The sequence below is a fragment of the Vibrio campbellii CAIM 519 = NBRC 15631 = ATCC 25920 genome, assembly GCF_002163755.1.
Classification (GTDB): Bacteria; Pseudomonadota; Gammaproteobacteria; order Enterobacterales; family Vibrionaceae; genus Vibrio; species Vibrio campbellii.
The window spans coordinates 937,281-962,697 of sequence record NZ_CP015864.1 but is presented as its reverse complement, the minus strand read 5'-3'; the positions used below and the strand labels follow the sequence as shown (position 1 = coordinate 962,697).

24 protein-coding genes and 1 pseudogene are annotated in these 25,417 nt (G+C 44.4%); 17 read left to right on the top strand and 8 right to left on the bottom strand.

What is annotated here, in order from left to right; translation table 11 throughout:
* Nucleotides 1-45: 45 nt before the first annotated feature.
* Nucleotides 46-1,479: a glyceraldehyde-3-phosphate dehydrogenase gene (locus A8140_RS20305; protein ID WP_005532532.1), complete on the bottom strand. Its 1,434-nt coding sequence runs from the start codon at nucleotides 1,477-1,479 to the stop codon at nucleotides 46-48.
* Nucleotides 1,480-2,071: 592 nt separating this feature from the next.
* Between A8140_RS20305 and A8140_RS20300 the strand changes: the two are divergent.
* Nucleotides 2,072-2,417, top strand: a pseudogene (locus A8140_RS20300) (response regulator); the annotation flags it as partial.
* Nucleotides 2,418-2,476: 59 nt separating this feature from the next.
* A complete protein-coding gene (locus A8140_RS20295) occupies nucleotides 2,477-3,466 on the top strand; it encodes a Gfo/Idh/MocA family protein (protein ID WP_005532535.1) in 990 nt (329 codons plus the stop codon).
* Nucleotides 3,467-3,559: 93 nt separating this feature from the next.
* On the opposite strand, the gene A8140_RS20290 is transcribed toward A8140_RS20295, so the two are convergent.
* Both A8140_RS20290 and A8140_RS20285 read right to left on the bottom strand, forming a co-directional pair.
* The gene (locus A8140_RS20290; RefSeq protein ID WP_005532536.1) at nucleotides 3,560-4,897 is read right to left on the bottom strand and encodes an MATE family efflux transporter; all 1,338 of its coding nucleotides are present in this window, start codon (nucleotides 4,895-4,897) and stop codon (nucleotides 3,560-3,562) included.
* A 123-nt stretch (nucleotides 4,898-5,020) separates the two neighbouring features.
* Nucleotides 5,021-5,335, bottom strand: a complete 315-nt coding sequence (locus tag A8140_RS20285; protein ID WP_005373603.1) for a DUF496 family protein — start codon at nucleotides 5,333-5,335, stop codon at nucleotides 5,021-5,023.
* A gap of 238 nt (nucleotides 5,336-5,573) precedes the next feature.
* Here A8140_RS20285 and A8140_RS20280 point away from each other — a divergent pair, with 238 nt between their 5' ends.
* From A8140_RS20280 to luxQ, 5 genes are all read left to right on the top strand, one after another.
* On the top strand, nucleotides 5,574-5,777 hold the full coding sequence (locus tag A8140_RS20280; RefSeq protein WP_005433391.1) for a hypothetical protein: 204 nt from the start codon (nucleotides 5,574-5,576) through the stop codon (nucleotides 5,775-5,777).
* 93 nt (nucleotides 5,778-5,870) lie between these two features.
* A complete protein-coding gene (locus A8140_RS20275) occupies nucleotides 5,871-6,524 on the top strand; it encodes a YceH family protein (protein WP_005532538.1) in 654 nt (217 codons plus the stop codon).
* Entirely contained in the window at nucleotides 6,521-6,850 is a 330-nt protein-coding gene (locus tag A8140_RS20270; protein WP_005532539.1) for a GIY-YIG nuclease family protein, read from the top strand. Before A8140_RS20275 ends, A8140_RS20270 begins: the two co-directional genes overlap by 4 nt.
* A 361-nt stretch (nucleotides 6,851-7,211) precedes the next feature.
* Complete coding sequence (locus A8140_RS20265; RefSeq protein WP_005532540.1) at nucleotides 7,212-8,309, top strand: autoinducer 2-binding periplasmic protein LuxP; 1,098 nt, start codon at nucleotides 7,212-7,214, stop codon at nucleotides 8,307-8,309.
* Nucleotides 8,309-10,888, top strand: a complete 2,580-nt coding sequence (gene luxQ / locus A8140_RS20260; protein ID WP_005532541.1) for a quorum-sensing autoinducer 2 sensor kinase/phosphatase LuxQ — start codon at nucleotides 8,309-8,311, stop codon at nucleotides 10,886-10,888. The genes A8140_RS20265 and luxQ overlap by 1 nt, the downstream gene beginning before the upstream one ends.
* A 110-nt stretch (nucleotides 10,889-10,998) precedes the next feature.
* Here the strand turns inward: luxQ and A8140_RS20255 are convergent, their stop codons facing one another.
* Nucleotides 10,999-11,661, bottom strand: coding sequence for a PilZ domain-containing protein (locus tag A8140_RS20255; protein ID WP_005532542.1), 663 nt, complete (start codon nucleotides 11,659-11,661; stop codon nucleotides 10,999-11,001).
* Nucleotides 11,662-11,754: 93 nt separating this feature from the next.
* Nucleotides 11,755-12,681, bottom strand: a complete 927-nt coding sequence (locus A8140_RS20250) for a DMT family transporter (RefSeq protein WP_005532543.1) — start codon at nucleotides 12,679-12,681, stop codon at nucleotides 11,755-11,757.
* 149 nt (nucleotides 12,682-12,830) lie between these two features.
* Here A8140_RS20250 and A8140_RS20245 point away from each other — a divergent pair, with 149 nt between their 5' ends.
* Both A8140_RS20245 and A8140_RS20240 read left to right on the top strand, forming a co-directional pair.
* A complete protein-coding gene (locus A8140_RS20245; RefSeq protein WP_005532544.1) occupies nucleotides 12,831-13,286 on the top strand; it encodes an Lrp/AsnC family transcriptional regulator in 456 nt (151 codons plus the stop codon).
* A 46-nt stretch (nucleotides 13,287-13,332) separates the two neighbouring features.
* Complete coding sequence (locus A8140_RS20240) at nucleotides 13,333-13,947, top strand: class I SAM-dependent methyltransferase (protein WP_005532545.1); 615 nt, start codon at nucleotides 13,333-13,335, stop codon at nucleotides 13,945-13,947.
* 463 nt (nucleotides 13,948-14,410) lie between these two features.
* Here the strand turns inward: A8140_RS20240 and A8140_RS20230 are convergent, their stop codons facing one another.
* Nucleotides 14,411-15,037, bottom strand: coding sequence for an ATPase (locus tag A8140_RS20230; RefSeq protein ID WP_227740714.1), 627 nt, complete (start codon nucleotides 15,035-15,037; stop codon nucleotides 14,411-14,413).
* A 90-nt stretch (nucleotides 15,038-15,127) separates the two neighbouring features.
* Here A8140_RS20230 and A8140_RS20225 point away from each other — a divergent pair, with 90 nt between their 5' ends.
* The 4 genes from A8140_RS20225 (at nucleotide 15,128) to secF (ending at nucleotide 19,330) form a co-directional block, all read left to right on the top strand.
* Entirely contained in the window at nucleotides 15,128-15,796 is a 669-nt protein-coding gene (locus A8140_RS20225; protein WP_005532547.1) for an SH3 domain-containing protein, read from the top strand.
* 144 nt (nucleotides 15,797-15,940) lie between these two features.
* Nucleotides 15,941-16,420: a hypothetical protein gene (locus A8140_RS20220; protein ID WP_005532548.1), complete on the top strand. Its 480-nt coding sequence runs from the start codon at nucleotides 15,941-15,943 to the stop codon at nucleotides 16,418-16,420.
* 166 nt (nucleotides 16,421-16,586) lie between these two features.
* Entirely contained in the window at nucleotides 16,587-18,425 is a 1,839-nt protein-coding gene (gene secD, locus A8140_RS20215; RefSeq protein ID WP_005532549.1) for a protein translocase subunit SecD, read from the top strand.
* A gap of 2 nt (nucleotides 18,426-18,427) precedes the next feature.
* Nucleotides 18,428-19,330, top strand: coding sequence for a protein translocase subunit SecF (secF, locus tag A8140_RS20210; protein WP_005532550.1), 903 nt, complete (start codon nucleotides 18,428-18,430; stop codon nucleotides 19,328-19,330).
* A 140-nt stretch (nucleotides 19,331-19,470) separates the two neighbouring features.
* On the opposite strand, the gene A8140_RS20205 is transcribed toward secF, so the two are convergent.
* The gene (locus tag A8140_RS20205) at nucleotides 19,471-19,737 is read right to left on the bottom strand and encodes a hypothetical protein (protein WP_005532551.1); all 267 of its coding nucleotides are present in this window, start codon (nucleotides 19,735-19,737) and stop codon (nucleotides 19,471-19,473) included.
* A 30-nt stretch (nucleotides 19,738-19,767) separates the two neighbouring features.
* Nucleotides 19,768-20,388 carry a LysE family translocator gene (locus A8140_RS20200; protein WP_005532552.1) on the bottom strand — a complete coding sequence of 207 codons (621 nt, stop codon included), beginning with the start codon at nucleotides 20,386-20,388 and terminating at the stop codon, nucleotides 19,768-19,770.
* Nucleotides 20,389-21,146: 758 nt separating this feature from the next.
* On the opposite strand from A8140_RS20200, the gene A8140_RS20195 reads away from it, so the two are divergent.
* From A8140_RS20195 to phaC, 4 genes are all read left to right on the top strand, one after another.
* On the top strand, nucleotides 21,147-21,887 hold the full coding sequence (locus A8140_RS20195; RefSeq protein ID WP_005433356.1) for an SDR family oxidoreductase: 741 nt from the start codon (nucleotides 21,147-21,149) through the stop codon (nucleotides 21,885-21,887).
* Between the two features lie 12 nt (nucleotides 21,888-21,899).
* Entirely contained in the window at nucleotides 21,900-23,108 is a 1,209-nt protein-coding gene (locus A8140_RS20190; protein WP_005532553.1) for an acetyl-CoA C-acetyltransferase, read from the top strand.
* A gap of 44 nt (nucleotides 23,109-23,152) precedes the next feature.
* On the top strand, nucleotides 23,153-23,500 hold the full coding sequence (locus A8140_RS20185; RefSeq protein WP_005532554.1) for a phasin family protein: 348 nt from the start codon (nucleotides 23,153-23,155) through the stop codon (nucleotides 23,498-23,500).
* A 66-nt stretch (nucleotides 23,501-23,566) separates the two neighbouring features.
* Nucleotides 23,567-25,342 carry a class I poly(R)-hydroxyalkanoic acid synthase gene (phaC, locus tag A8140_RS20180; RefSeq protein ID WP_005532555.1) on the top strand — a complete coding sequence of 592 codons (1,776 nt, stop codon included), beginning with the start codon at nucleotides 23,567-23,569 and terminating at the stop codon, nucleotides 25,340-25,342.
* Nucleotides 25,343-25,417: the final 75 nt, after the last annotated feature.

The following is a 25,417-nucleotide window of genomic DNA, read 5'->3' as shown; positions in this document are numbered from 1 at the left end:
TTGCTCGTTACACAGTGTGGTTAACGTTGTGGAGCAAGGTTCACCTTATCGAGGGAATGTTTGGTAACGAACACCCATCATTTGTTCCATACAGTGTACAACTTGACAGCTGTAACCAAATTCGTTGTCGTACCAGATGTACAGTACACAACGCTTGTCTTGAGCGATGGTTGCTTGACCGTCAACCACACCTGCGTGGCGAGAGCCAACTAGATCGCTTGATACGATTTCTGTCGAATCTGTGTAATCGATTTGAGCGGAAAGCTCCGAATTCAATGCCATTTCACGTAGATATTCGTTTAGCGAATCACGGTCTACATCTTCACCCAAGTTAAGGTTTGCAACAGCCATTGATACGTTCGGAGTTGGTACGCGAATTGCGTTGCCTGTAAGCTTACCTGCAAGTTCTGGTAGTGCTTTTGCTACCGCTTTAGCTGCGCCTGTTGACGTCAGGACCATGTTCAATGAAGCACTACGGCCACGGCGATCGCCTGAGTGGAAGTTGTCGATTAGGTTTTGATCGTTGGTGTAAGAGTGAACGGTCTCAATGTGGCCAGAAAGCACGCCGTACTTATCGTTAAGTGCTTTTAGAACCGGAGTGATAGCGTTAGTCGTACAGCTCGCTGCGGAGATGATGGTGTCATCTTCTTGAATAACAGATTCATTCACACCAAACACGATGTTCTTGATGTCGCCTTTACCCGGTGCAGTAAGCAGTACTTTCTCTGCACCGTTACACGCTATGTGTTGGTTAAGACCTTCGGCATCACGCCAAACACCTGTGTTATCAACAACAAGTGCGTTGTTGATACCGTAAACCGAATAGTCCACATCACTTGGGCTGTTAGCGTAAATGATTTGAATGTAGTTACCGTTCACGATCAGCGCTTTGCGCTCTTCATCAATAACAATACTACCGTTGAACTGTCCATGAACTGAGTCTCGACGTAGCAAGCTTGCACGCTTCTCAAGATCACCCTTCTTACCGCCACGTACCACGATAGCACGCAGACGAAGCGGGTAACCCGGGCCACTTTTTTCAATCAGCAGACGAGTAAGTAGACGACCAATTCGACCGAAACCGTAAAGAACCACATCACGAGCTGCTAGAGAAGAGTCGGCGTCACGAGCACCTTGAAGTGAAGTGTATAAAAAATCGCTAAGTGCGGCCGTGTCTTCGTGATCTTTCCAGTACATACCAGCAAGCTGACCAACATCAACGCGGCAAGACGAGATGCTCATTTCGCACAGCGCTTGGATGATTGGCATGGTTTGTTCTAGAGAGAGAGGGCTTCCGGTGTAACGTCTTGCAATACGGTGAGTTTTGAGAATGTCGATGGTTGTTGCGTTGATAAGTGTTTTACCAAACAGAACCACTTCGATTCCTTTTTGACGATATAACTTACCGATAAGAGGGGAAATAGATTCAGCAATCGTTTGGCTAGTTTGCCAGTCTTGGAGATATTTCTCTGGACTCATTGTTGTTTTGGACCTTTCACGTTTTGGGGAGCTGACCTTACTTTCGGCTAGTACCTCAACGGTAGAGCGTGAAGTGAGGGTGTTTGTAATTGAGTTGTAATAGTTATGTGTGTGGATTGTACGGGTGGAGGTCTTATTCTGCTAGGAAAAATAAATCCAGTGGAAAGTGTGGGGTAAGGTCTAATTCTTGGCTGATTAATGTGATTCTAGCGGTCTTTTATAGGTATTGACTTTTTCTATCTGCATGGCTTATTTCGCGACAATAATGGATCATTTCAAAGTGATGATATGTAACAAGGTGAACCATGCCTTGAATTATGTGATCTTTGTTGTCTTTACCACTTAAATGGTAAACAACTTTTGCCGTTTCAGGAGATATGCCCAAGTCTCTCCTTACAATGAGTTAATTTAACGAAATCTGTTTAAAATTGGTGCTGCAAAATTTTGCAAGCTATCACATTTTTGTTTCACATAACTTTGGCTTACATCAGGGCAATGAATGGTCATTTTGGCGTTTTGACCACTTTAGGCGAGTCAAACAGAAGAGATTTTGTAAACCAAAGAATCGGCAGTGGTCCACAATATCAACCAGTCTCGTACACATCGTCGAATTTTGATTGCGGAAGATAATTTGATGAATCAAAAGATCGCCAGTAACGGGCAAGTAGCCTTAGAACCCATCACGAAAGGGGGAACAGTTCGATGCCATTCTTATGGATTGCATGATGCCAGTTATGGATGGTCTGACCGCAACAAAAGAAATTCGCCGTTGGGAGAAAGAAGTTGGGAGTGGGGAGACCACCATTATTGCTTTGACAGCGAGTGTGCTTGAAGAAGACATTCAGAACTGTTTTGCCGCGGGGATGGATGCTTACTTACCGAAACCTTACAAATCGAATCAACTGTTTGAGTTGTTTAATGAACTAAAGCTTGCTTAAATCGTGTCTGCGAGCCGGACTCCTTACGGCTTCCAGAACGATAAAGAAAAGGAAGTAATATGTTCAAACTTGCTGTGATCGGGACGAACTGGATCTCTCAACAATTTGTTGAAGCGGCGATTCAGACCAAAGAGTTTTGTCTTCACGCCGTCTACTCTCGTGATGTAGAGAAAGCACGCGAATTTGGCTCACCTTACAACGCAGAAGCTTATTACGATAACCTCGATGCTTTAGGGGCGGATGAAAGCGTTGATGCAGTATACATAGCGAGCCCAAACTCATTTCATGCGCCTCAGGCAGTGCAGATGCTCAAAGCGGGCAAGCACGTGATCTGTGAAAAGCCGATGGCATCAAATTATTCTTTTGCTCAAGCGATGTTTAAAACGGCTGAAGAAAATAATGTCGTGTTGTTTGAAGCCTTCATGTCGCCATACACTCCGAATTTCCAAGTACTGAAAGACAGTCTACCAACGATCGCGCCTCTTCGTCATGCTACGATCAGTTACTGTCAGTACTCTTCTCGCTATCAGAAATATCTAAATGGTGAGAATCCAAACACTTTCAATCCTGAGTTTTCCAATGGCTCCATCATGGACATTGGTTACTACTGCGTTGGTTCTGCCGTTGAGTTGTTTGGAGAGCCTAATAGCGTACAAGCAAGTGCTCATGTTCTGCCTTCCGGCGTTGATGGTTGTGGCAGCGTGACGCTCGCTTACGATGGCTTTAATGTGAACCTATTGCACTCGAAGGTGAGTGATTCACTCATCCCAAGTGAATTCCAAGGTGAACAAGGTAGTCTGCTGGTGGATATGATTGCTACGGGGCGTGGTGTTGAGCGCATTTTGCGTAGTGAGGACAAAGAAATACTCACGTTACCTCAACAAGAGAACCACATGTTCTATGAAGCGCAAGCATTTGCTAAGCAACTGAAACTGGGTTCGATTGCGCCTCAAATGAAGCAACGTTCATTGACGGTCGCGAAAGTGCTAACTGAGGTAAGAAGACAAACAGGCGTTGTATTCCCTGCAGATAAAGTCGCACTAAACTAGGCTCTTGCTTTTCTAAAGCTTTAAAACAGCATCATGCTAAATGGTCTGAAGAACAAAGCCCTCATCGTGAGGGCTTTGTTTTATGTGGCTCTCTTAAGCCGCAGCTTCAGCAGAAACGAGCTTATGAATGGTTTTGCGGTATGTTAAATAAGCAGCGATACCTGCCATGAGGTTACCTAGGCAAGCGCCAATAAGCAGCCCTTTAATACCTCCCATTTGCGCGCCAACCCAAAGGCACGGAAGGAAGAACAAAAATAGTCGCAGTGCGGAGATAGTTAGCGCTGTGTACGACTTACCTAAAGCATTGCAGATCGACACCATCAACATACACACACCCAGCGAACCTAAGCTGATAGGCACAATCATCAAATGCATTTCAAGCACACTGGTCACTCCAGCATCACTGGTCATAAGCAGAGCAAGTGTATTAGCAGCGACAAAGGTGATGATGGCGATTAGAAGCTGGAAGCCAAGAACAAATTTCACCGCGATAGAAATCAGCGATTGAATATCAGCGTAGTTTTTCGCACCCAGTAATCGGCCCACCATTGGCGGCATAGACATGGTTAATGCTAATACCGAAACGATGGCAAAGAATTCGTAGCGAGATCCCAAAGCCCAAGAAGCGACGGCTGCGGTACCAAATCCCGCAAGTAGCTTAGTTGCCAACATCGAAGAAAGTGGTGGCAACAGTTGGCTGATCATCGCTGGCCCCATGATATTGCCGATGGATGTAACGCTCTTAACTACATTCAAATCGTGCCATTCGAAGCTAGCCCAATGATTCCTCTGAACGCGAGGAGCCACTACTAAAATACCGAAGCCAAAAGCAATCACTGTCGCAATAGCGGCACCGTTGATACCGAGATCGAAAGTGAAGATAAACAATGGGTCGAGCACTAAGTTCACACCACTGGTGACCATCATCATGGTGCCAGGCAGCATGGTGTTACCATTGGCTCGGCAGATACTGTAATAGAAATACAGTACCGCCCCTACCCATGAACTCAATAGCCACCATGGCCAATAGCTATCGATGATGGGCATAACAGAATCTGGTGCGCTCAATAGAGAGAGGATAGGGTAGCGCAGCAGCCAAATAAGCAGGCCAAAGACCGCAACACCAATAGAGCCAATCATGAGCACTAGGCCTCCTAGCTGCTTAGCATAGCGAGCGTTGTTTGCGCCGATTGCTTTTGAGATGACCGCTGTGGTCGCGATGCCTAAGCCAACTTGAATACCAATCACCACCATTTGAAGCGGAAGAGTGAAACCCTGTGCTGCAAGGGGAAGGACACCAAGTTGGCCAATGAACGCACTATCAACTAATTGGAAGCTCATTAATGACAGAACGCCAAACAGCATTGGCCAAGTCATCGTAAAGAGTTGTTTCGCTAACGTCGGTTGGGCATTAGAAGAAGTAGAAGACATACAAAATATGGTTTTTTTTGGAACGAAAATTGTGTTTATTGTACACAGTGTACAACAAAGAGACAAAAAGAAACCCCGAGCAAGGCGTGCTTGCTCGGGGTTGAATATGGCAACTAAGTCGGCTTATTTTTTACCGCTAGTTTGCTTGTCTTCTTCTGTTAGCTCACGGATACGACGGCTGATATCACGGCGTGCTTTAGAGATTTCTGCACTCTTGATGATGTGATCGTCAACGCGGTCTTCGTAGTCAGCTTTCATGTTTTTGATGATTGCAACGATCTCGTCGTGAGTCATTTCTGGCTTGATGTAGTCTAGTAGGTTTTCTAGTAGGTCTACACGTTTACGATTGTCACGAACTTTTTTTTCGTTATCAAGCAGCTCACGTTTTAGTTTGTTTTTACGACGAGCTTGGTTCACGATTTCAAATACGCTACTCATGGTTCCCTTTCCTAATTTGTGAATATCTGACTCGATTAAAGCACAACATCTCGTGGCATAACAGTCTTTAGATCAAACGCGCGGCAGGGTTGAACATTTATCCACCAATTTTGATGTGGTATTAACAATCGCGCGTTAAAAGCGTGAATGTTGCTCACTTGAACGCAGGGACTCGTTGTCATGCTGGGGCCTTCGCTATATTATCGATAGCATTCAAGATAAAGATATGAAGCTCGAAATGAACTCTGGAACTATTGCGGAGCAAGTCGAAAACCAAGATGTCGAATCCCATGACGACTCTATGGCAACGAAGCTCAAAGCCGCATATGTGGCGGCGAGGACGCAACTCGAAATCACCGAAGTTGAACTGAACCGTTCAAAGATAATGATGATTGATGAGAATGGGAAGATGACCAAAGTGTCGATTCTCTCAGAGCATTAAGACCTAACCCGATTCGCAAAGGGTGTCAGGTCCATGCGCTATGCTTTAGCCTGATACCCAAATTCAAATGCAACAATAATAAGGAAATGCATTATGAAAGTTGAGCTAACGGCAATTGAAGCACGAGTAATTGGCTGCTTAATCGAAAAAGAAGTGACCACCCCCGACCAATATCCTCTCAGCCTTAACGCATTGACTAACGCATGCAACCAAAAGAGCAATCGTGAGCCAGTAATGTCGCTATCCGAAGCTGACGTACTGGACGCAGTTGATGCGTTGATCGAACGCCGTTTAGTGAGCGACGAAAGTGGCTTCAACAGTCGCGTGAGCAAGTACCAACATCGATTCTGCAATACCGAGTTTGGCGATCTAAAACTAACGGAACAAGAGAAAGGCATCGTATGCTGCATGCTGCTTCGTGGTGCACAAACGCCAGGTGAGATCCGCACTCGCACAAACCGTCTTGCGACTTTCAACGATGTTAAAGAAGTTGAAAATGTACTTGAGTACCTTGCTAATGATGAAAAGGGCCCATTAGTCGTGAAGCTACCTCGAGAAGCCGGTAAGCGTGAATCACGATATATGCATTTGTTCTGCGGTGAAGTGGATGTCAGTGAGCTTGCGGTAGCAACGACGGCACCTTCTTCTGCGGTCTCTGAACGTATTACACAGCTTGAGCAAGAAGTCGCAGAGTTACGTGAAGAGCTTGCCGCTTTGAAAGAGCAGGTTGAATCTTTGCTTTCATGAGTGATACTGCCGAGCAACGTTGGAGTGTTTATCTGATTCGCAACAACCGCAATGCTTTGTATTGCGGGGTAACGAATAACGTGGAGAGGCGTTTCAATCAGCACCAAAGTGGTAAAGGCGCGAAAGCACTAAAAGGAAAAGGGCCGCTTGTACTTGAGTGGTCCTGTGCTTTTGAAAACAAAAGTATGGCTATGAAAGCGGAATACTTCATCAAACAGTTAACTAAAACTAAAAAAGAGTTACTGGTTCAAGAACGTGGGGCGATTCAAGTTGGTGAAGACCAATCACTCGTTTTTTACTCGTGTAAAAAAGGTGGGGCTCGCTAATTCGTTTATTGGGAAGGTTTACGTGTAATAGTCATAAGTGCAATGTATTGCCAGCCAATATAGAGGTATCGGCAGTCAAAAAGTGCGAATTTGAGCGACTCGTTCTGTATTTTTTCCTCGAATGAATACCCAAAATGACAAAAAATAAACCGCCTTTAAATGGCGGTTTATTTTTTACGCGTGTGGGCGAATTATTAATAGTTGTGGGTATCATTTCGAGCGGTTGTACCACATAATACATTGATGCCCGTTCGGCTTAAACGGGCAATTTATGGAAGATAAATTGATTAGGGCAAAGGATGACTCGGCTAGGCAAACACAAGAGCAGATCCATGCTCGATAAAAACTAAAAGAGCAATAGATGAAGAAAGCGTTATTATTTTCCCTGATTTCTATAGTCGGTTTTTCTCCAGTGTCTCAAGCAACACAAGTTTTGAATGGGTACTGGGGTTATCAAGAGTTTTTGGACGAATTTCCCGAGCAACGAAATCTCACTAATGCTTTATCAGAAGCAGTACGAGAACAGCCGGTCCCACTGTCTAAACCGACAAAACGCCCGCTCAAAATATCAGTGGTTTACCCAGGGCAACAAGTTTCAGATTACTGGGTCAGAAATATTGCAGCATTCGAAAAACGTTTGGATAAGTTGAATATTAACTACCAACTGAACCAAGTGTTTACTCGTCCAAATGCTGATATCAAGCAACAAAGCTTGTCATTAATGGAAGCGCTCAAGAGCAAATCGGATTACTTGATTTTCACGCTTGATACGACAAGACACCGTAAATTTGTTGAGCACGTTTTGGACTCAACGAACACCAAATTGATCTTGCAAAATATCACTACACCAGTCCGTGAGTGGGACAAACATCAACCGTTTTTATATGTCGGATTTGACCACGCAGAAGGCAGTCGTGAATTGGCAACAGAATTCGGAAAGTTCTTCCCAAAACACACATATTACAGCGTACTCTACTTTTCTGAAGGTTATATTAGCGATGTGAGAGGTGATACTTTTATTCACCAAGTAAACCGCGATAATAACTTTGAGCTACAATCAGCGTATTACACGAAGGCCACCAAGCAATCCGGCTATGATGCTGCGAAAGCGAGTTTAGCAAAACATCCAGATGTTGATTTTATCTATGCATGTTCGACCGATGTAGCATTGGGTGCAGTAGACGCACTGGCTGAGTTGGGACGTGAAGAAATTATGATCAATGGCTGGGGTGGAGGCTCTGCTGAGTTAGATGCTATCCAGAAGGGTGATTTAGATATCACTGTCATGCGTATGAATGATGATACTGGCATAGCTATGGCAGAAGCGATTAAGTGGGACTTGGAAGATAAACCAGTTCCGACCGTATACTCAGGTGACTTTGAAATCGTAACAAAGGCAGATTCACCGGAGAGAATCGAAACGCTGAAAAAGCGCGCATTTAGATACTCAGATAATTGATGACGACAACGCTATCAAACATTAAAAATCGTCGTTCGCTGGCGACGCTCATAACAAAGATCATCATTTTAGTTCTTGCCCCAATTATTCTGGGGATTTTTATTCAGAGCTATTACTTCTCCAAGCAAATCATTTGGCAAGAAGTAGATCGAGCCAAACAGCAAACCTCTGCACTAATTCACAATATATTTGATAGCCACTTTGCGGCGATCCAAATACACCATGACAGTAATTCCAAGAGTGAAGTCATTCGTGATTTTTACACTTATCGCGACACGGATGCACTTAACTTTTTCTTCCTCAGCATCGACCAAAGCGATCCGTCGCACACACCAGAATTCCGCTTTCTAACGGACCACAAAGGCATTATTTGGGACGATGGAAATGCGCATTTCTATGGTGTGAATGACCTTATCCTTGATAGCCTTGCCAATCGGGTCAGTTTCAGTAACAACTGGTATTACATTAATGTCATGACCTCGATTGGTTCTAGACACATGCTCGTGCGCCGTGTACCGATCCTAGACCCTCCAACAGGAGAGGTGCTTGGTTTCTCGTTTAATGCAGTCGTCTTAGACAACAACTTCGCTTTGATGGAAAAGCTCAAGAGTGAAAGTAACGTCGACAATGTGGTGCTTGTCGCTGATAGCGTGCCTTTAGCAAATTCTTTGATTGGTGATGAGCCTTATAACGTAGCTGATGTACTACACCGTAAGGGCTCAGATAAAAGACTTGACAAACTGTTGGTGATAGAAACGCCAATCGTGGTGAATGCAATGACCACAGAGCTTTGCTTGTTGAAGGTTCAAGATAATCAGAGTGTGGTAACATTACAAATCCAACATATTCTAGCCATGCTTGCATCGATCATCGGAATGATCATGATTGCCTTAATGAGTAGAGAATGGATTGAGAGTAAAGTTTCGGCGCAGTTAGAATCTTTGATGTCTTACACCCGCTCTGCTCGTGAAGAAAAAGGGTTTGAACGATTTGGTGGTTCGGATATTGAGGAGTTTGATCACATCGGTTCAACTCTTGAGAGTACATTCGAAGAGCTTGAAGCGCAGAAGAAGTCGTTCCGAGATCTGTTTAATTTTGCCTTATCACCCATCATGGTTTGGTCTGAAGAGAGTGTCCTGATTCAGATGAACCCTGCCGCGCGCAAAGAATTAGTGATCGAAGACGATCATGAAATCATGCATCCGGTCTTCCAAGGCTTTAAAGAGAAATTAACCCCACACCTTAAAATGGCGGCTCAAGGTGCGACGCTGACTGGGGTCAACGTGCCTATTGGTAATAAGATCTACCGATGGAACTTGTCACCAATTCGAGTTGATGGCGATATCAGTGGCATTATTGTGCAAGGCCAAGATATTACAACACTTATCGAAGCCGAGAAGCAGAGTAACATTGCGCGTAGAGAAGCAGAAAAATCGGCGCAAGCACGTGCAGACTTCCTTGCTAAAATGAGCCATGAAATTCGTACGCCAATAAACGGCATTTTAGGTGTTGCACAATTATTGAAAGACTCTGTCGATACACAAGAGCAGAAGAATCAAATCGACGTCCTGTGCCACAGTGGCGAGCACCTGCTTGCAGTATTGAACGATATTCTTGATTTCTCAAAGATAGAGCAGGGTAAGTTCAATATTCAGAAACACCCGTTCTCTTTCACCGATACCATGCGTACATTGGAAAATATTTATCGTCCGATTTGCACAAATAAAGAGGTTGAGTTGGTCATCGAGAATGAGCTTGACCCGAATGTTGAAATCTTCACCGATCAAGTCCGCTTGAATCAGATTCTATTTAACTTAGTAAGCAATGCCGTCAAGTTCACGCCGACTGGCTCGATTCGACTGCACGCAGAACTGGAACAATTCTATGGTGCGGAGAACAGCGTGTTAGTTGTGGAACTGACTGATACTGGTATCGGTATTGAAAGCGATAAGCTCGACCAAATGTTCGAACCTTTTGTGCAAGAAGAGGCGACAACCACGCGCGAATATGGCGGTAGCGGCCTAGGTTTGACAATCGTTAAGAACCTAGTCGATATGTTAGAAGGTGATGTTCAGGTCCGCAGTAGCAAGGGAGTGGGAACAACATTTGTCATAACACTTCCAGTAAAAGATCGTGAGCGTGTCTTAAGGCCTCTTGAGGTCAGTCAACGTATCAAGCCGGAAGCTTTGTTTGATGAAAGTTTAAAAGTGCTGCTGGTGGAAGATAACCATACCAATGCGTTTATCCTTCAGGCTTTCTGCAAGAAGTATAAAATGCAGGTGGATTGGGCGAAAGATGGGCTGGAAGCGATGGAGCTCCTCTCTGATACCACTTACGATCTGATCCTCATGGATAATCAATTGCCTCACCTTGGTGGTATAGAGACAACGCACGAGATTCGCCAGAACTTGAGGCTTGGAACGCCAATTTACGCGTGTACAGCAGACACGGCGAAAGAAACCAGTGATGCGTTTATGGCGGCAGGTGCAAACTATGTCATGCTGAAGCCAATTAAAGAGAATGCGTTACATGAGGCGTTTGTCGATTTCAAACAACGTTTCTTGGTAGAAAGAACCTAACGGTTAAATGGCAGTGATAAGTTAGGGGCGAAGTTGATTAATAAAAGTGAAGAAGGGAGCGTAATGCTCCTTTTTATTTCGTGCAAACTCATGCCTATTAAGGCTTATCGCTAAATCGTGTTAGCCGAGAAGGAGTGCTCTAAGAGCTCGTTCTTGAGATCGTCGGTCATGTTGAGCGGTTCAGCGAACTTTACGCCGATAATCCAACCTTTTTGAAGCTTTTTGATATTGGCCACAGAGCAGCGGTTTTCCTCATCGATATGCCCGCTGAGGGGAGATTCGATGGTGATGGTGTCACCAACGGCGAACTCTGGTTCAATCAATGTGGAAATGCCACAACCGGAGAGCGAGAAATCGACTAAGTTGCTTTCGTACCTATTGCTCATGTGATCGATAGTACATGCCAATTGCAATTTATATCGCTCATGCCCTCTTACTGGCTTCGTAGCGAAAGTGGCTGGAGTCCTCACAAACAGCAGTGGGGAAGGGCGTAGCAAGTTCATTAATACACTGGTTTTAAACGCAACAACGTGCCCGAGGTCGGTATCGGACACACCGCGAATAACAACGTCTACATTGTTGAGCTTTCTTAGTGCTTGCTCTTCGAGTAAGCGAGTGGGTATATCGAGAATAATATACGCGTTTTCTTTTAACCCTAGATACGTTGCAGCATAAATGTACTTTTCTTCCGGACCAAACTCGAAGTTAATCGAGACTCGCATTCCTGTTTTTAGGAACTTATGCAGTTCATCATTAGTGTGAGTTGAAGGCATAACTTCTGACGTTTTAAATTCTTATCGCAGTAGGCTATCAAATCGCTGTTTTTGCTTTCAATAGGAGAGATGAAAAGTTATGCATTTTTGTTCTTATCTGTGAACAGGGGGCCGATAATTTTGGCTAGGATCTTGTCTCATCAAGACATTACTTGCGACGATACTACCACAGGTGACAAGCAGCAACGCACACCAAGTGAGAGTATCAGGTTGTTCGTTAAAGACTGGAATCGCTAATAAAGTTGCCAACACGGGCGTTAAGGACCCAAATGCAGCACTGGCTTCCGCTCCTATCGTTCTAACGGCATAAAGAAAGGTGAAAGAGGCAATCAGACCAGCGCCAACCCCTTGCAGCATTAGGTGACCAACTAATTCATTCCAAGGCCATTGTTTGATAGGCGTTGTCGCAAGGTAGCTATCAAGCCAACCAAACCCCACGGCGATAACGAGCATGGCAAAAGAAATGACCGATACAAAACCTGCGCAAACATAGGCGTTTAAGTTCGCCACGCGCGCACTAATCGTAAAGATTGCCCACATCAGGCTGCCAACCAAAAATAAGCTGTGTCCCTTAAGTTGTAGCCAGTTGTATTCGGCCCCTAAGTTGGACAATAAAAACACCAGAATGCCTAGTAATACGGCTGATAAGCCAATAATGCGATGTTGACTCAATGGTTGTTGATAACACAAGACAGCGATAGCAGAGACAAATAGCGGTAACGTCCCTGGAATTAAAGCACTGCCATGAGAAACAGGCGCATAGTGCATCGCAGTACCTGCAATCAGAAGATAAGGCAGACCACTGCCTACAATGATGCCGAGCAAATACTTACTTGGCACAGCGCGTATTTTGTTCATGGACTTGAGTACGAACGGCAGTAATACCACGGCAGGAATAAGAAAGCGTGCTAAAGCGATGTCTGCAGGCTGAAGATCGGATATCGCGCCTCCGCGCAGAGAGAGAAAAAAACCTGACCAAAGAAAAAGCGTTGTAATGATTGCAGCGTATCCAAGTGCCATAAGGCATTCCGAGTGTTTGTAAATGATGTGTTAATTATTGAATGAAAGTGACGCTCAATGGTGGCAAAATATGACCGAATAAAACTTAAACTTAGTGAATTTCATCTTGGTATGGATAATATGTGGTGAAACTTGGCAGGGAAGGCGGAATGGATAAAATTGATCGACTGTTATTGGATTTGATACAGCAAGACGCGACGATGACAACCAGTGAGCTCGCGGATAAGGTGGGGCTTTCTGCTTCTCCCTGTGCGAGAAGGATCAAACGCCTCGAGCAAGAAGGGGTGATCAGTGGCTATCGAGCGATGATTTCTCGGGAGCGAGCAGGAATTGCAATGACGGTGTTTGTCGAAGTCAGCCTCAATAATCATCAGGCAACATCGATTGATGACTTTGAGCAAGCGATCAGCGATATGGAAGAGGTCATTTCATGCCATGTTGTTTCCGGAGCGTATGACTATCTGCTAGAAGTTGTGAGCAAAGATCTCACGGGTTACGAAGCATTCACGCGCAAGTTGCAAAGGCTTGAAAACGTCAAAGACATCCATACTCATCTGGCTATCCGCCAAGTTAAAGGCAACGGTAACCTACCGGTCTACTCATAACTACGACGGTTTACAGATCACTCTTACGCTCAGGTAGCAAGGCATTATGAAATGGCTCGATAGATTACGCATCGCTCATTACCACCAAAAAAGACACAAGCAGTTCGGTGCCGACAAAGCTCGAACCTTAGGTTGGCAAGACACCTTTAGCCAAATCACGCGCTTTGAAGCTCTTTGTCGTGACTTGCATTTGGACGGAGCGAGCATTCTTGACGTTGGCTGTGGCTACGGAGATTTGCTGGCGTTCATTGAACAAGCAGAGCATCGACCGAGCGTTTATGTGGGTATCGATCAGCAGAGGCGGTTTATTGCTGATTCACGCAGACGTCCCTTCCAAACAGAAAATCAGTTTATGCGTGGTGACTTTTCTAAACTTATCTTGCCTAGAGTAGACTATGTGGTTGCGTCAGGCTCGCTGAACTACCAATCAACGAACCCGAACCATACGGTCGAGATGATTGACAAAATGTATCATGCGGCAAATTTGGCTTGTGCTTTTAACTTGTTGGATGAGGCTAAATTGCCAAGTATGAGGATGTTGGAGTCCCACAACAAAGAGGGAATACTGCGTTATTGTAAGCTGTTGAGTGAGCGGAGTTATCTCATCGAGGGGTATTCCGACCATGATTTCACGGTGGTGATGCCTAAGTTGATCAAATAGCGCGCAATAAAAAACGGAGCCAGTTTCCTGTCTCCGTTTGAAATGTTCTTTTAAGCCTTATTGGTATTTGTATTTTGAGATCTCACAGTTACCTGTGTGTCTATCAACCTTAAATGAGAACGCGGCTGAATGGTATTCCCTCCCATCGCTCCAAATTGTCTCTCCGAAGATTTTACATAGGTCCAAATCACTGATTGAACCGAACTCTTTAACGTGCCTAACTACTGACAAAAACTTGGCTTTGGTAGCATTAGGACAATCCCTGTTACTTAATCGATTGATAACCATTGGTTTAGTATCATCTCCAGCCAAATGTGACTTTATATTAAATTTTGTTAATCGGTAAATTACCCAAAAACTGGTCGCAAGTAAAGCGTTATTGTGACGTACATCTCTATTATTTGACCTGTTTGTCTGTTAATTGCTCAATTTTAAAAAGGGAACAATCCCAATATGAACAGATTTAATCGGAAACATTTTTTGCGTAATTTATCACTTCGATTTCTTTACCGTATTGGTTAGCTAAGGTGAGATATTTACCCGCTAAAACGCGGAACTCTTCCTGCATCTCAAGGGTGTTGGTGAGATACCAGTTGGCTGAAATTTCATTCGATTTGGAACCCCCTTTCTGGCAGTAAAAAACAATACGTTTCCAATTCTCTGCGATGTTTTGTGAGTGGTGCATCAACGCATTAATGGAACGCGACATCTCAATAAACTCTTGTTGTTGCTCTTTGGACTCCAACAATTGTTTTTTCAACATGGTTTTATTGGAGGGGGTTCGCCAAAGATTGGTGAGCTCATCAACTGAGAAGGTTTGCGAGAGCAACTGGTGCTCATTGTGCTCTCTCAACCTCTCATTAAACAAATTTGCATGTTCATTGTAGTTGGACTCTAAACGGTTGAATTGGGTAAGATTGTCATTCCACGATGCGTGATCACATTGAAGATTCGCCAAAGCGGAAAAAGGCAGGAGTAACAATATCCAAATGAACTTGTTCATCATTCTTCTCATGCTTACGGCTTTCAGGTTCATTGTTTTGCAATGAATGGTTTTACGATAATTGGTTTTGAAATTATTTGTTTTCACGTTAATTGGTTTCGCGTCAGCTATGCATCTTCTATCAGTATAGTTAGTGTGGAAGCGTCAACTGCATAAGGAACGAAAAAGGAATTGAACATGAAGAAAGCCCTGATAGCGTTGGCCATTTTGCTTTTATTAGGCGGAGCAGGAGCCGGGTACTACTTTTTCTTTATGCAAAAAGACGAGCCAGTGGTTGAGCAAAAGCCAGAGCCTGAGCAACCAAGCGAGCCAGAAGAAAAGCCAAAGCCGATCATGGATCTCGAAGCTCCGGCACCGGAAATCACCGAATACTACGTGACCGAGCGACGCATTAACGTGTACAACAAGCCGGAGCGTCAAGCCTTAATCGTTGATTCTCTGTACAAAGGTGAGAAAGTCTCTGTGCTTGAAAAAGCCGATGGTTGGTTCCGTCTATCAGATTACATCGTGTATCAAGAGGGTGGTGAAGAAACGGCTGAGTGGGTGGATTCAAAAGGGCTGTCTGATGCAGAGCCAGTTATCAAAGAGCAAGAGCGTTTGGAAATCTTGGATGGCTACCTGCAAAAATCAGACGATTTAAAAACGCATTTGGATATGTTCCGCAACAAAACGCAGCAATTGCTTGATGATGAAACCTGTGACCCTAGTGATTTCGAAGAACTCGGTGGTTGGGTTCGCTCAGTTACCTATAAGAAGCGTAACGTGTATTTCATCTATTGTGGCGGGCTAGAGCAAGAAAACAAAATCTATTTGGATGTCGATAAAGGCGAAATATTTTACCGATGAATATCGCGTCAGCCCCTATGGCAATTGCTTTCCATGGTTGAAAACAGAGATTTATAACTTTTTAGTTGTTAAGTATAAGCAATAGGAATACTATCACCGAGCTGAGTTGAAGAACTCGGCTCGTTTTGTTTTAAGTGAGCTATCATGCCTTGGATTTACGTTAGAAAACTGCTTTTGTTGCTTCTTGCAATGGCTTTGTCGCCACTGCAGGCGTCGGCTGCACAAGCAGAACAGAAATCCTATTTGCCTCACTTCTCCAAGTTGCAGCCATTTACTGCAACCAGCTCTACATCAAGTTCACCTGTGGATTTTTCGGAATTCACAGAAGAAAGCACCCAGTCTCCAGTTTCTGAAAGCCATGCTTTCCAAGACTCTCTTGCTATCTTTAATTCTCAACGTTGGACATCGCACCTGCGTGAGAATATCGAAGACGAACACATTGACTTCATTGGCGATTTAAATGCGCCATTTTATGCTGATGCTGGCTACGCTTATAGCCTAATGGACATCAGTTGGCGTCAAAACCAATCTGTATTTAATCACTTTGTTAGCGACCATCGTCTTTCCGGCTGGAAAGAAACCAACGCCATGTACGTCGCGCTTAATAGTCAATTTTCTGCGTAAGCACCATCACTCTGCACATCTTGTGCGTTCTTAACACGATAACTCTTCAACAGGGCCACTAAATCTCTGGGCATTCTGTACCTGCATATCGTTCAGGTAAGCGTTTTGTCGTGTCTTGAATTTAATTATTTAAAGCTTCACTGCTCAGTGAAGGGATGATGTTTACATGAAGAAAACACCAAAACCACAAAAGAACAGAAAAGTGCTGAATCATTACTCAGCATGGAAATACGTCGTACTTATTACGACCGTTATTATTTTAACCTTGAGCGCGATCCCAACCTGGTTTGGTGAGCAGCCTTCTATTCAGGTCACGTTCGCTGACCAAAGCAACAGTGCGATGTCAGTGGTCCAGCTAGACCAACTGTTGAAAACGCATCATATTCCTGCATCTAAGATCATTGAGAAAGACGGAAAAACCACCATCGTTTTTGATGGCGAAGACGCGCAAAGTAAAGCACGCGCATTGCTTAACGAGCAGCTAGACAAAGACGGCAGCATTACGTTCTCTTACGTTTCTGTTGCACCTGAATGGTTGAACGAAATGGGCTTTAGCCCGATCAAACTTGGTCTTGACCTTCGTGGCGGGGTGCAATTCCTACTAAACGTAGATGTGAACAAAGCGTTCGAGGAACAACGTGATGCATTGGTTGATGAGATCAAAGCAAATCTGCGTGAAGAGCGTATTCGCGGTGTTCAAGTTCGTGCAGAAGCGTACAACCACATCGCAGTAAACAGCGAGAACGAAGCGGGTCTTAGAGCGGCAAGCCAATTCATTCGTCAAAACTACCCTGGTTGGACAATGACTGGCTCAGATCGCGGTTTTGAGCTTCAACCAAGTGAACAGAATATCCAAGAATTCCAAACCACAACACTTCAACAAAACTTGAAGATCATGCGTGGTCGTATCGAAGAGCTGGGTATTACAGAAGCGTTGGTTCAACGCCAAGGCAAAGAGAGCATCCGTATTGAGCTTCCAGGTGTTCAAGATCCAGCACAAGCGAAAAACGTTATCGGTGCAACAGCCAGCCTTGCGTTCTATGAAGTAAAAGACGCAGGTCAAGCTCGTAGTAGCCAAGAACTTGTATTGAAAGACAACGACGGTCGTACAGTAATTCTGACTAAGCGCCCAGTACTAACCGGTGAGCACATCGTAAACGCACGTGCTGGTGTCGACAAAATGGGTATGTCAGAAGTAAACATCTCTCTAGACCACGCGGGTGGCAAGAAGATGAGTGACTTCTCTGCAACACACATCGGCAAACCAATGGCGACCGTATACCGCGAGTACAAAACGGATGAACGTGGTATGACAGAGCGTAGTGAGCGCGTCATCAGTATTGCAACTATCCAGTCTCAACTTGGTAGCCAATTCCGCATCACAGGTGCGGGTAGCATGGATGAAGCACAACAGCTTGCGCTGCTTCTGCGTGCAGGTTCTCTAACTGCGCCAGTGACGATCGTTGAAGAACGTACAATTGGTGCATCTCTAGGTGCAGAAAACATCCAAAACGGTTTTGCTGCTCTAGCACTAGGTATGGGTCTAACCCTGACATTTATGGCACTTTGGTACCGTCGTCTTGGTTGGGTTGCGAACGTGGCTTTGTGTGCAAACATGCTTTGCTTGCTTGGTCTAATCGCACTGCTTCCTGGTGCCGTACTAACGCTTCCTGGTATTGCTGGTTTGGTTCTGACTGTCGGTATGGCGGTGGATACCAACGTAATCATCTTCGAACGTATCAAAGACAAAATGCGTGAAGGCCGCAGCTTCGCTCAAGCGATCGACCTCGGCTTCGACAGTGCATTCGCAACTATCCTTGATGCCAACATCACCACCATGATCACTGCTGTGATTCTATACGCGATTGGTAACGGTCCAATCCAAGGCTTCGCGCTAACGCTAGGCTTGGGGCTGATGACCAGTATGTTTACAGGCGTATTCGCTTCTCGTGCAATGATCAATTTAATTTGGGGCCGCGATGGCCGTCGTGATGTGAGGGTTTAATCATGGTCGAAATGCTAAAACAAAATATCCGTAAGATTCGTTACTTCACGACTGCTGTATCGGCAGTTCTAACGATTATTGCTCTTGTTGCTCTGGGAATGAAAGGGCTTAACCTAGGTCTAGACTTCACTGGTGGTATGGTTACTGAAGTGAAAGTCGATAAACAATTGACTAACCATGATCTGCTTAACGCACTTCAACCAAAGCTTGGCGAATCAACATCAGTCACGCGTTCAGGTGAAGATGGCCGTTGGGTGATTCGTTACTCTGCACCTGCAGAAGGTCAAACACTACCGAGCGTAGCAGATGTGCTTAAACCAATCTCACACCAAGTTGATGTGGTAAGTAACAGCATCGTTGGTGCTCAAGTAGGTCAAGAGCTGTTTGATCAAGGTGGTTTAGCACTATTGATTTCAGTACTGACGATTCTTGGTTACTTGTGTTTCCGCTTTGAGTGGCGTTTGGCAAGTGGTTCGCTGTTTGCTCTGGCACACGACGTTATCTTAGTTCTCGGCTTCTTTGCAATCACGCAAATGGAGTTCAACCTAACGGTGTTTGCGGCGATTCTGGCAATTCTTGGCTACTCGTTGAATGACTCGATCATCATCGCAGACCGTATTCGTGAACTGCTGGTGGCTAAGCAAAACTGGAAAACAGAGCAAATCAACGACGAAGCAGTACTGGCGACATTCTCACGTACTATGGTGACGTCAGGGACTACTCTGATCACCGTTGGCGCGCTGTGGATTATGGGCGGCTCAGCTTTGGCTGGCTTCTCGACTGCAATGTTTATCGGCGTACTATCTGGTACGTGGTCATCTATCTCGATTGGTACGGTGCTTCCTGAATGGTTGAAGCTAGAACCAAAACACTACCTACCAGTAGAGATCGACACTGCACCATAATACTTGGTGTGTAAGGTAAAAGTGCTTGCGCCACTCAATTTGAGTGGCGCTTTTTTATCTAGAGAAACGAGAAACGAGAAACGAGAAACGAGAAACGAGAAACGAGAAACGAGAAACGAGAAACGAAATAGAAGAGGGCGTTATTCGACTCTCATCAGTCGATGTTTGACTGAGCCCAAATCAAACTCAATCACCTGGGATCGCTTCATTGATTCTACTTTGGTGAGCATGGAATCTTTGTAGCCTTTCTTTTTCATCCACTGTAACGGCTCAGAGAAGCTGTCCTCATTGACCACATAAGACTCTCCTTTGTGTTCACCAGCGTAGACATTTACTACCCATACTCGAGCATGGAAATCCAATACCTCACCGATGGCCTGTTTTATCTTATCTAAAATTTTCTTCATAACTCGGACTTTCTATCGAAAACGCTTTCCTTAACTCATCAACAGCCAAACACCCACACCCATCATCAAGGTGCCAGCAATACGGTTCATCAAGCGGACGTTTTTTGATTGCCCCAGTAAACGCTTCAAGCCTTTGCCCCCCGTTGCGTAAAGCGACATACAAATGAACTCGAACATCAGAATAATCGAAACAAGTACGATCAGCTGAGGCGCAAGAGCGGCATTTTGATTGATAAAAGGCGGCAGAAGGGAAATCATAAACGCCCAACCTTTAGGGTTGGCGATTGCGGTGACAAAGCCCTGTAAAACCAAATCCCAGTTGCCACTGGTCGGGACATCAACATTCTCAACGTTGATGGCGAGTTTGCCACGTGAGCGCCACATTTCGATGCCTAAATAGAGAAGGTAGCCACCACCAATTAATTTAAGGGCGGTAAATAACCAAGGATAATTCAGCATTATTGCAGCGATGCCCAATACCGCAGAGACAGACACCAGTGCCACGCCAACCAGTTCACCAGCCATCATCCAAAGGGTACGGCGATACCCAATACTCATTCCTAACGTAAGAGCAAGGGTCATACACATCCCAGGCGTGATCGAAACAAAGAAGAAGGTAGGAATGAACATGGTTAGTAAAGCGGCATTCATGAATATTGGTAATTATGTAATTTAGGAGTTAGGGCTCAAAGATAGTGCAAAGTGACGTTCAATGCCATCTTTAAAGAAAATAGTCATGGGTAGTATAGGGCTAACATTCAGCTATTTAATAAAATCTAAATAGCAATTAAATGCGTGCGACATATTAGTGCGCCTTTGCACAAAATAATGGCAAGAATAGATTAGTCTCTGTGTTTCTATTTATAAAATCGAATCATATTTTTGGTATTGATTGTTAATTGAATAGATTTCTTTTTTATCAGTAAAGGTCAAAGTTGAACTCGCTATTCCTAAGTTCTTTATAGGTAAGTAAATGATATATTTAACATTTGGTATGTATAAGCTTTGAAGGTATTTATCTAATGATTTGATTGAGATTTATTAGTTAAATAAAGAAAGATGATCTTAAACTACTTGCAAATGTAACGTAGATGAAAAATCACCTAAGTGATTGAATATATGATGGTTTACATTTTAGTTTAGTAATCTATTTTTATTAAAAGCTCTTTTCTATCAATGACTTAATCTAGATTAACGTTTTTATAACATTTCATTCTGAGTGAGATCTAAATCAATCTTATGAAAATGATTTGGTTTTTTATTTGAAATGTAACAATTCTAGGTTAACTTAAAAATAAAGGCGGCAGAGGATTTGTTGCCACAAGAATATATTAACATGTCAGTTGGCGAAGAATTTCGCCAGTGTCTTAATTCGCTTTTTTAATGCCGTTAAGAATGGAGTCTTTTTAATGAAGAAAGTCGCTTTGATCACTGGATCAAAAGGCGGAATTGGTTCTGCAATTTCCTCTCAACTAGTGAATGATGGTTACCGCGTTATTGCAACGTATTTTACTGGTAAATATGAGTGTGCTTTGGAATGGTTTAATGAAAAAGGGTTTACCAAAGATCAGGTTCGCCTTTTTGAATTAGACGTAACCGACACCGCTCAGTGTGCCGAGAAATTGGCACTTATCCTCGAGGAAGAAGGGACAATAGATGTCGTTATCAACAACGCAGGTATCACACGTGATGGCGTGTTCAAAAAGATGACTGCTCAAGCTTGGAACGACGTGATCAATACCAACCTAAATAGCTTGTTCAATGTGACGCAGCCACTTTTCGCAGCCATGTGTGAAAAAGGTGGTGGTCGCATCATCAATATCTCTTCTGTGAATGGTCTGAAAGGGCAGTTTGGGCAAGCAAACTACTCGGCAGCAAAAGCTGGCATGATTGGATTCTCCAAAGCATTAGCCTATGAGGGCGCACGTTCAGGCGTCACAGTAAATGTTATTGCTCCGGGATACACAGGCACTCCAATGGTTGAACAGATGAAACCAGAAGTGCTTGAGTCGATCACGAGTCAAATTCCAATGAAGCGTCTGGCGACGCCAGAAGAAATTGCTGCATCAGTGAGCTTTTTAGTAAGTGATGCAGGCGCGTACATCACCGGCGAAACATTGTCGGTGAATGGCGGCCTATACATGCACTAAGGAGTATTGATGATGGAAAAAGTATTTATTGTTGCTGCGAAACGTACCCCAATTGGCGCATTTGGTGGAAGTCTAAAAAATACCTCGGCAGGTAATCTTGCTGCGGTCGCGATTAAAGGTGCGCTTGAGACTGCATCACTTTCTGCCGATAAGGTCGATGAAGTGCTCGTTGGTAACGTGATTGCTGCGGGCCAAGGCATGGGTGTTGGGCGCCAAGCAGCATTGTTTGCTGGTATTCCGGAGTCAGTACCTGCATATGGCGTCAACATGGTTTGCGGCAGTGGTATGAAAACCGTCATGGATGGCGTTTCTCATATTCGCAGTGGCGATGCAGAAGTCGTTGTAGCAGCTGGCGTTGAGGTAATGTCGCAAATCCCATTCATCGTGCCTAGCCTTGTGCGCGACGGTAACAAAATGGGCAACATGGAGTTGAAAGATCTCCTTATTGCTGACGGTTTGACAGACGTTTACAACCAATACCACATGGGCGTAACGGCAGAAAATGTGGCTAAGGAAGTGGGTTTATCGCGTCAACAACAAGACGAATATGCACTCTCGAGCCAACAAAAAGCGGTGGCAGCGATTGAAGCAGGCAAATTCAAAGACGAAATTGTTCCTGTAGAAGTCAAGCAACGTCGAGAAATCGTCGTATTTGATACGGATGAATACCCAAAAGCAAACGCGACAATGGAAGGTTTGAGCAAGCTACGCCCTGCGTTTGACCGTGAAGGCACAGTAACTGCAGGCAATGCGTCAGGCATTAACGACGGTGCAAGTGCCATCATTTTAGCATCAGAAAGCGCGGTTCAAGCGCACGGCTTGACGCCAATTGCTGAAGTGGTGAGCTACGCTCAATCAGGTTTAGATCCTAAGGTTATGGGTCTTGGTCCTGTGGAATCAGTCAACAAGGCGCTGCAAAAAGCCGAGCTGAATACCAGCGATATTGATGTTTATGAATTAAATGAAGCCTTTGCTGCACAAGCGCTAGGTGTGATTCATAAACTGGCAGAAACCAACCAAGTACCAGTGAGCTCAATTCAAGATAAGGCCAACTTTAATGGTGGCGCTATCGCATTGGGTCACCCACTCGGTGCGTCGGGTAACCGTATTCTGGTTACGCTAGTACACGAACTTCACAAACAAGACGGTCAATACGGTGTTGCTTCACTTTGTGTGGGCGGCGGTATGGGCACGGCTGTGGTTGTAAAAGCAGTTAAATAGTTATTTAAACGAAAATTTTTAATTCTTTCTCTAGGAGATAAACCATGTACACTGATTTCTTCAAAACTTTTAGCGATCAAACTGAAAAGAATCTAGAACCATACTTGAAGTTCAACAAGCTAGTGACAAAGAACGTAGAAGTTCTTACTGAGCTACAATTGAACGCAATTCGTACATACAGCGAAGTTGGCCTAAATCAAATGAAAGCGGCGTCAGAAATCAAAGACGTGACTTCTTTAACCGCTTTCAACAGCCAACAACTTACCGTTCTTACTAAGCTTTCTCAGCAGATGATGGATGACAGCAACAAGCTGCAAGCTATCGCGAAAGAATTCAAAGAAGACATTGAGCAAATGACTTCGGAAAACCTAAAGACTGTTACTCCTGCGTAATACGTCCACTTATCGCCGCCCGCATTCTTGGGCGGCGTTGTTTTTTCCGAATATAGGAGTAAGACTATGTTTCAACACTTCTTTTCGGACTATCTTGTAAAACTTCAGGAAACCAATCAACAGTGGTGGCATGATTTCGAAGTGAACAAGACAGTCGTGAATTCTCCTTTGAATAAGGCTATGCAAGAAGTGAACTTCGAGGATACTGCTAAACTGTTCGAACAAGCGGCAAACCAACCTGCTGCCATCTTGAAATTGCAAGCAGAGTGGTGGGAACAGCAGCTTCAAATTTGGCAGAATGTCGCTCTCGCAGGTAATCAAACACAGATTATTGAAGCAGAGAAGGGTGATAAGCGTTTCTCAAACGATGCTTGGCAGCAAGAAGCCATGTATAGCTTTATCAAACAATCTTATTTGTTATTTAGCAAAACCTACCTAGACACACTCGACTCAATCGAAGGGTTGGATGAGAAAACCAAAGAGCGTATTACCTTCTTCTCTCGTCAAGCCATCAACGCACTTTCCCCATCAAACTTCATTGCGACTAACCCTGAGCTGCTAAAACTCACTCTTGAGCAAAATGGTGAGAACCTTCTAACGGGTTTAGAGAAGTTAAAAGAAGATGTCGAGTCGAGTGCGGATATTCTCAAAGTACGCATGACCAACAACAATGCGTTTCGTGTCGGTGATGACGTGGCAACGACTGCTGGCGATGTGGTTTTCCAAAACGAACTATTTGAATTGATTCAGTACCGTCCTTTGACAGAAAAAGTCAATGCGACACCGTTGCTGATCGTTCCGCCTTTTATTAATAAATACTACATCCTTGACCTAACGGCGAAGAACTCCATGGTTCGTTGGCTATTAGAGCAAGGCCATAGCGTATTTATGATGTCGTGGCGAAACCCAGGTAAAGAGCAAGCTCACGTTGAGTTTGGTGACTACGTAACGGAAGGCGTCGCTAAAGCTGTGACTGTAATTGAAGACATCACAGGTCAAGAGCAAATCAACGCAGCGGGTTATTGCATCGGTGGTACGGTTCTGGCGAGCACGGTGGCGTACTATGCGGCGAAGCGTATGAAGAAGCGCATTAAGTCTGCGAGCTTCTTTACCACGCTACTGGACTTCTCTCAGCCGGGCGAAGTAGGGGCGTACATCAACGATACCATCATTAGTGCAATTGAGACGCAAAACAACGCGAAAGGTTACATGGATGGTCGATCTCTCAGCGTGACGTTCAGTTTGCTGCGTGAGAACAGCTTATATTGGAACTACTACGTTGATAACTACCTCAAAGGCAACAGCCCTGTAGACTTCGATCTTCTGTACTGGAACAGCGACAGTACGAACGTGAGTGCCGCTTCTCATAACTTCTTATTGCGTGAACTCTATCTAGAGAACAAGCTAGTTCAAGACAAAGGTGTGAAGATCGGTGGCGTGTGGATCGACCTGAATAAGATTAAGATCCCAAGCTACTTTGTATCGACCAAAGAAGACCATATCGCGTTGTGGCAGGGTACATATCGCGGCGCTCTAAACACAGGTGGCAACAAGACCTTTGTTTTGGGTGAATCAGGGCACATTGCTGGTATCGTCAATCACCCTGCAAAAAACAAATATGGCTACTGGCTAAACGACAACCTTGATGAATCGGCAGATGAGTGGTTTAACAATGCAAATCATCAAGAAGGCTCTTGGTGGACGCATTGGCATCAATGGCTGTTGCAATTCAGCCCAAAAGATCAAGTTGAACCTTTCCCAGTGGGTTCTGAGCAGAACCCTGTGATTGATGAAGCGCCTGGTCAATACGTAAAGCAAGTTTTGCCTATTAAAGAGTCCTAAACTGCTCCTCACAGCAGTATCACTTGGCGGCCTACTGATGGTCGCCTTTTTTGTTTTCAGCCCTAAACCACCTAC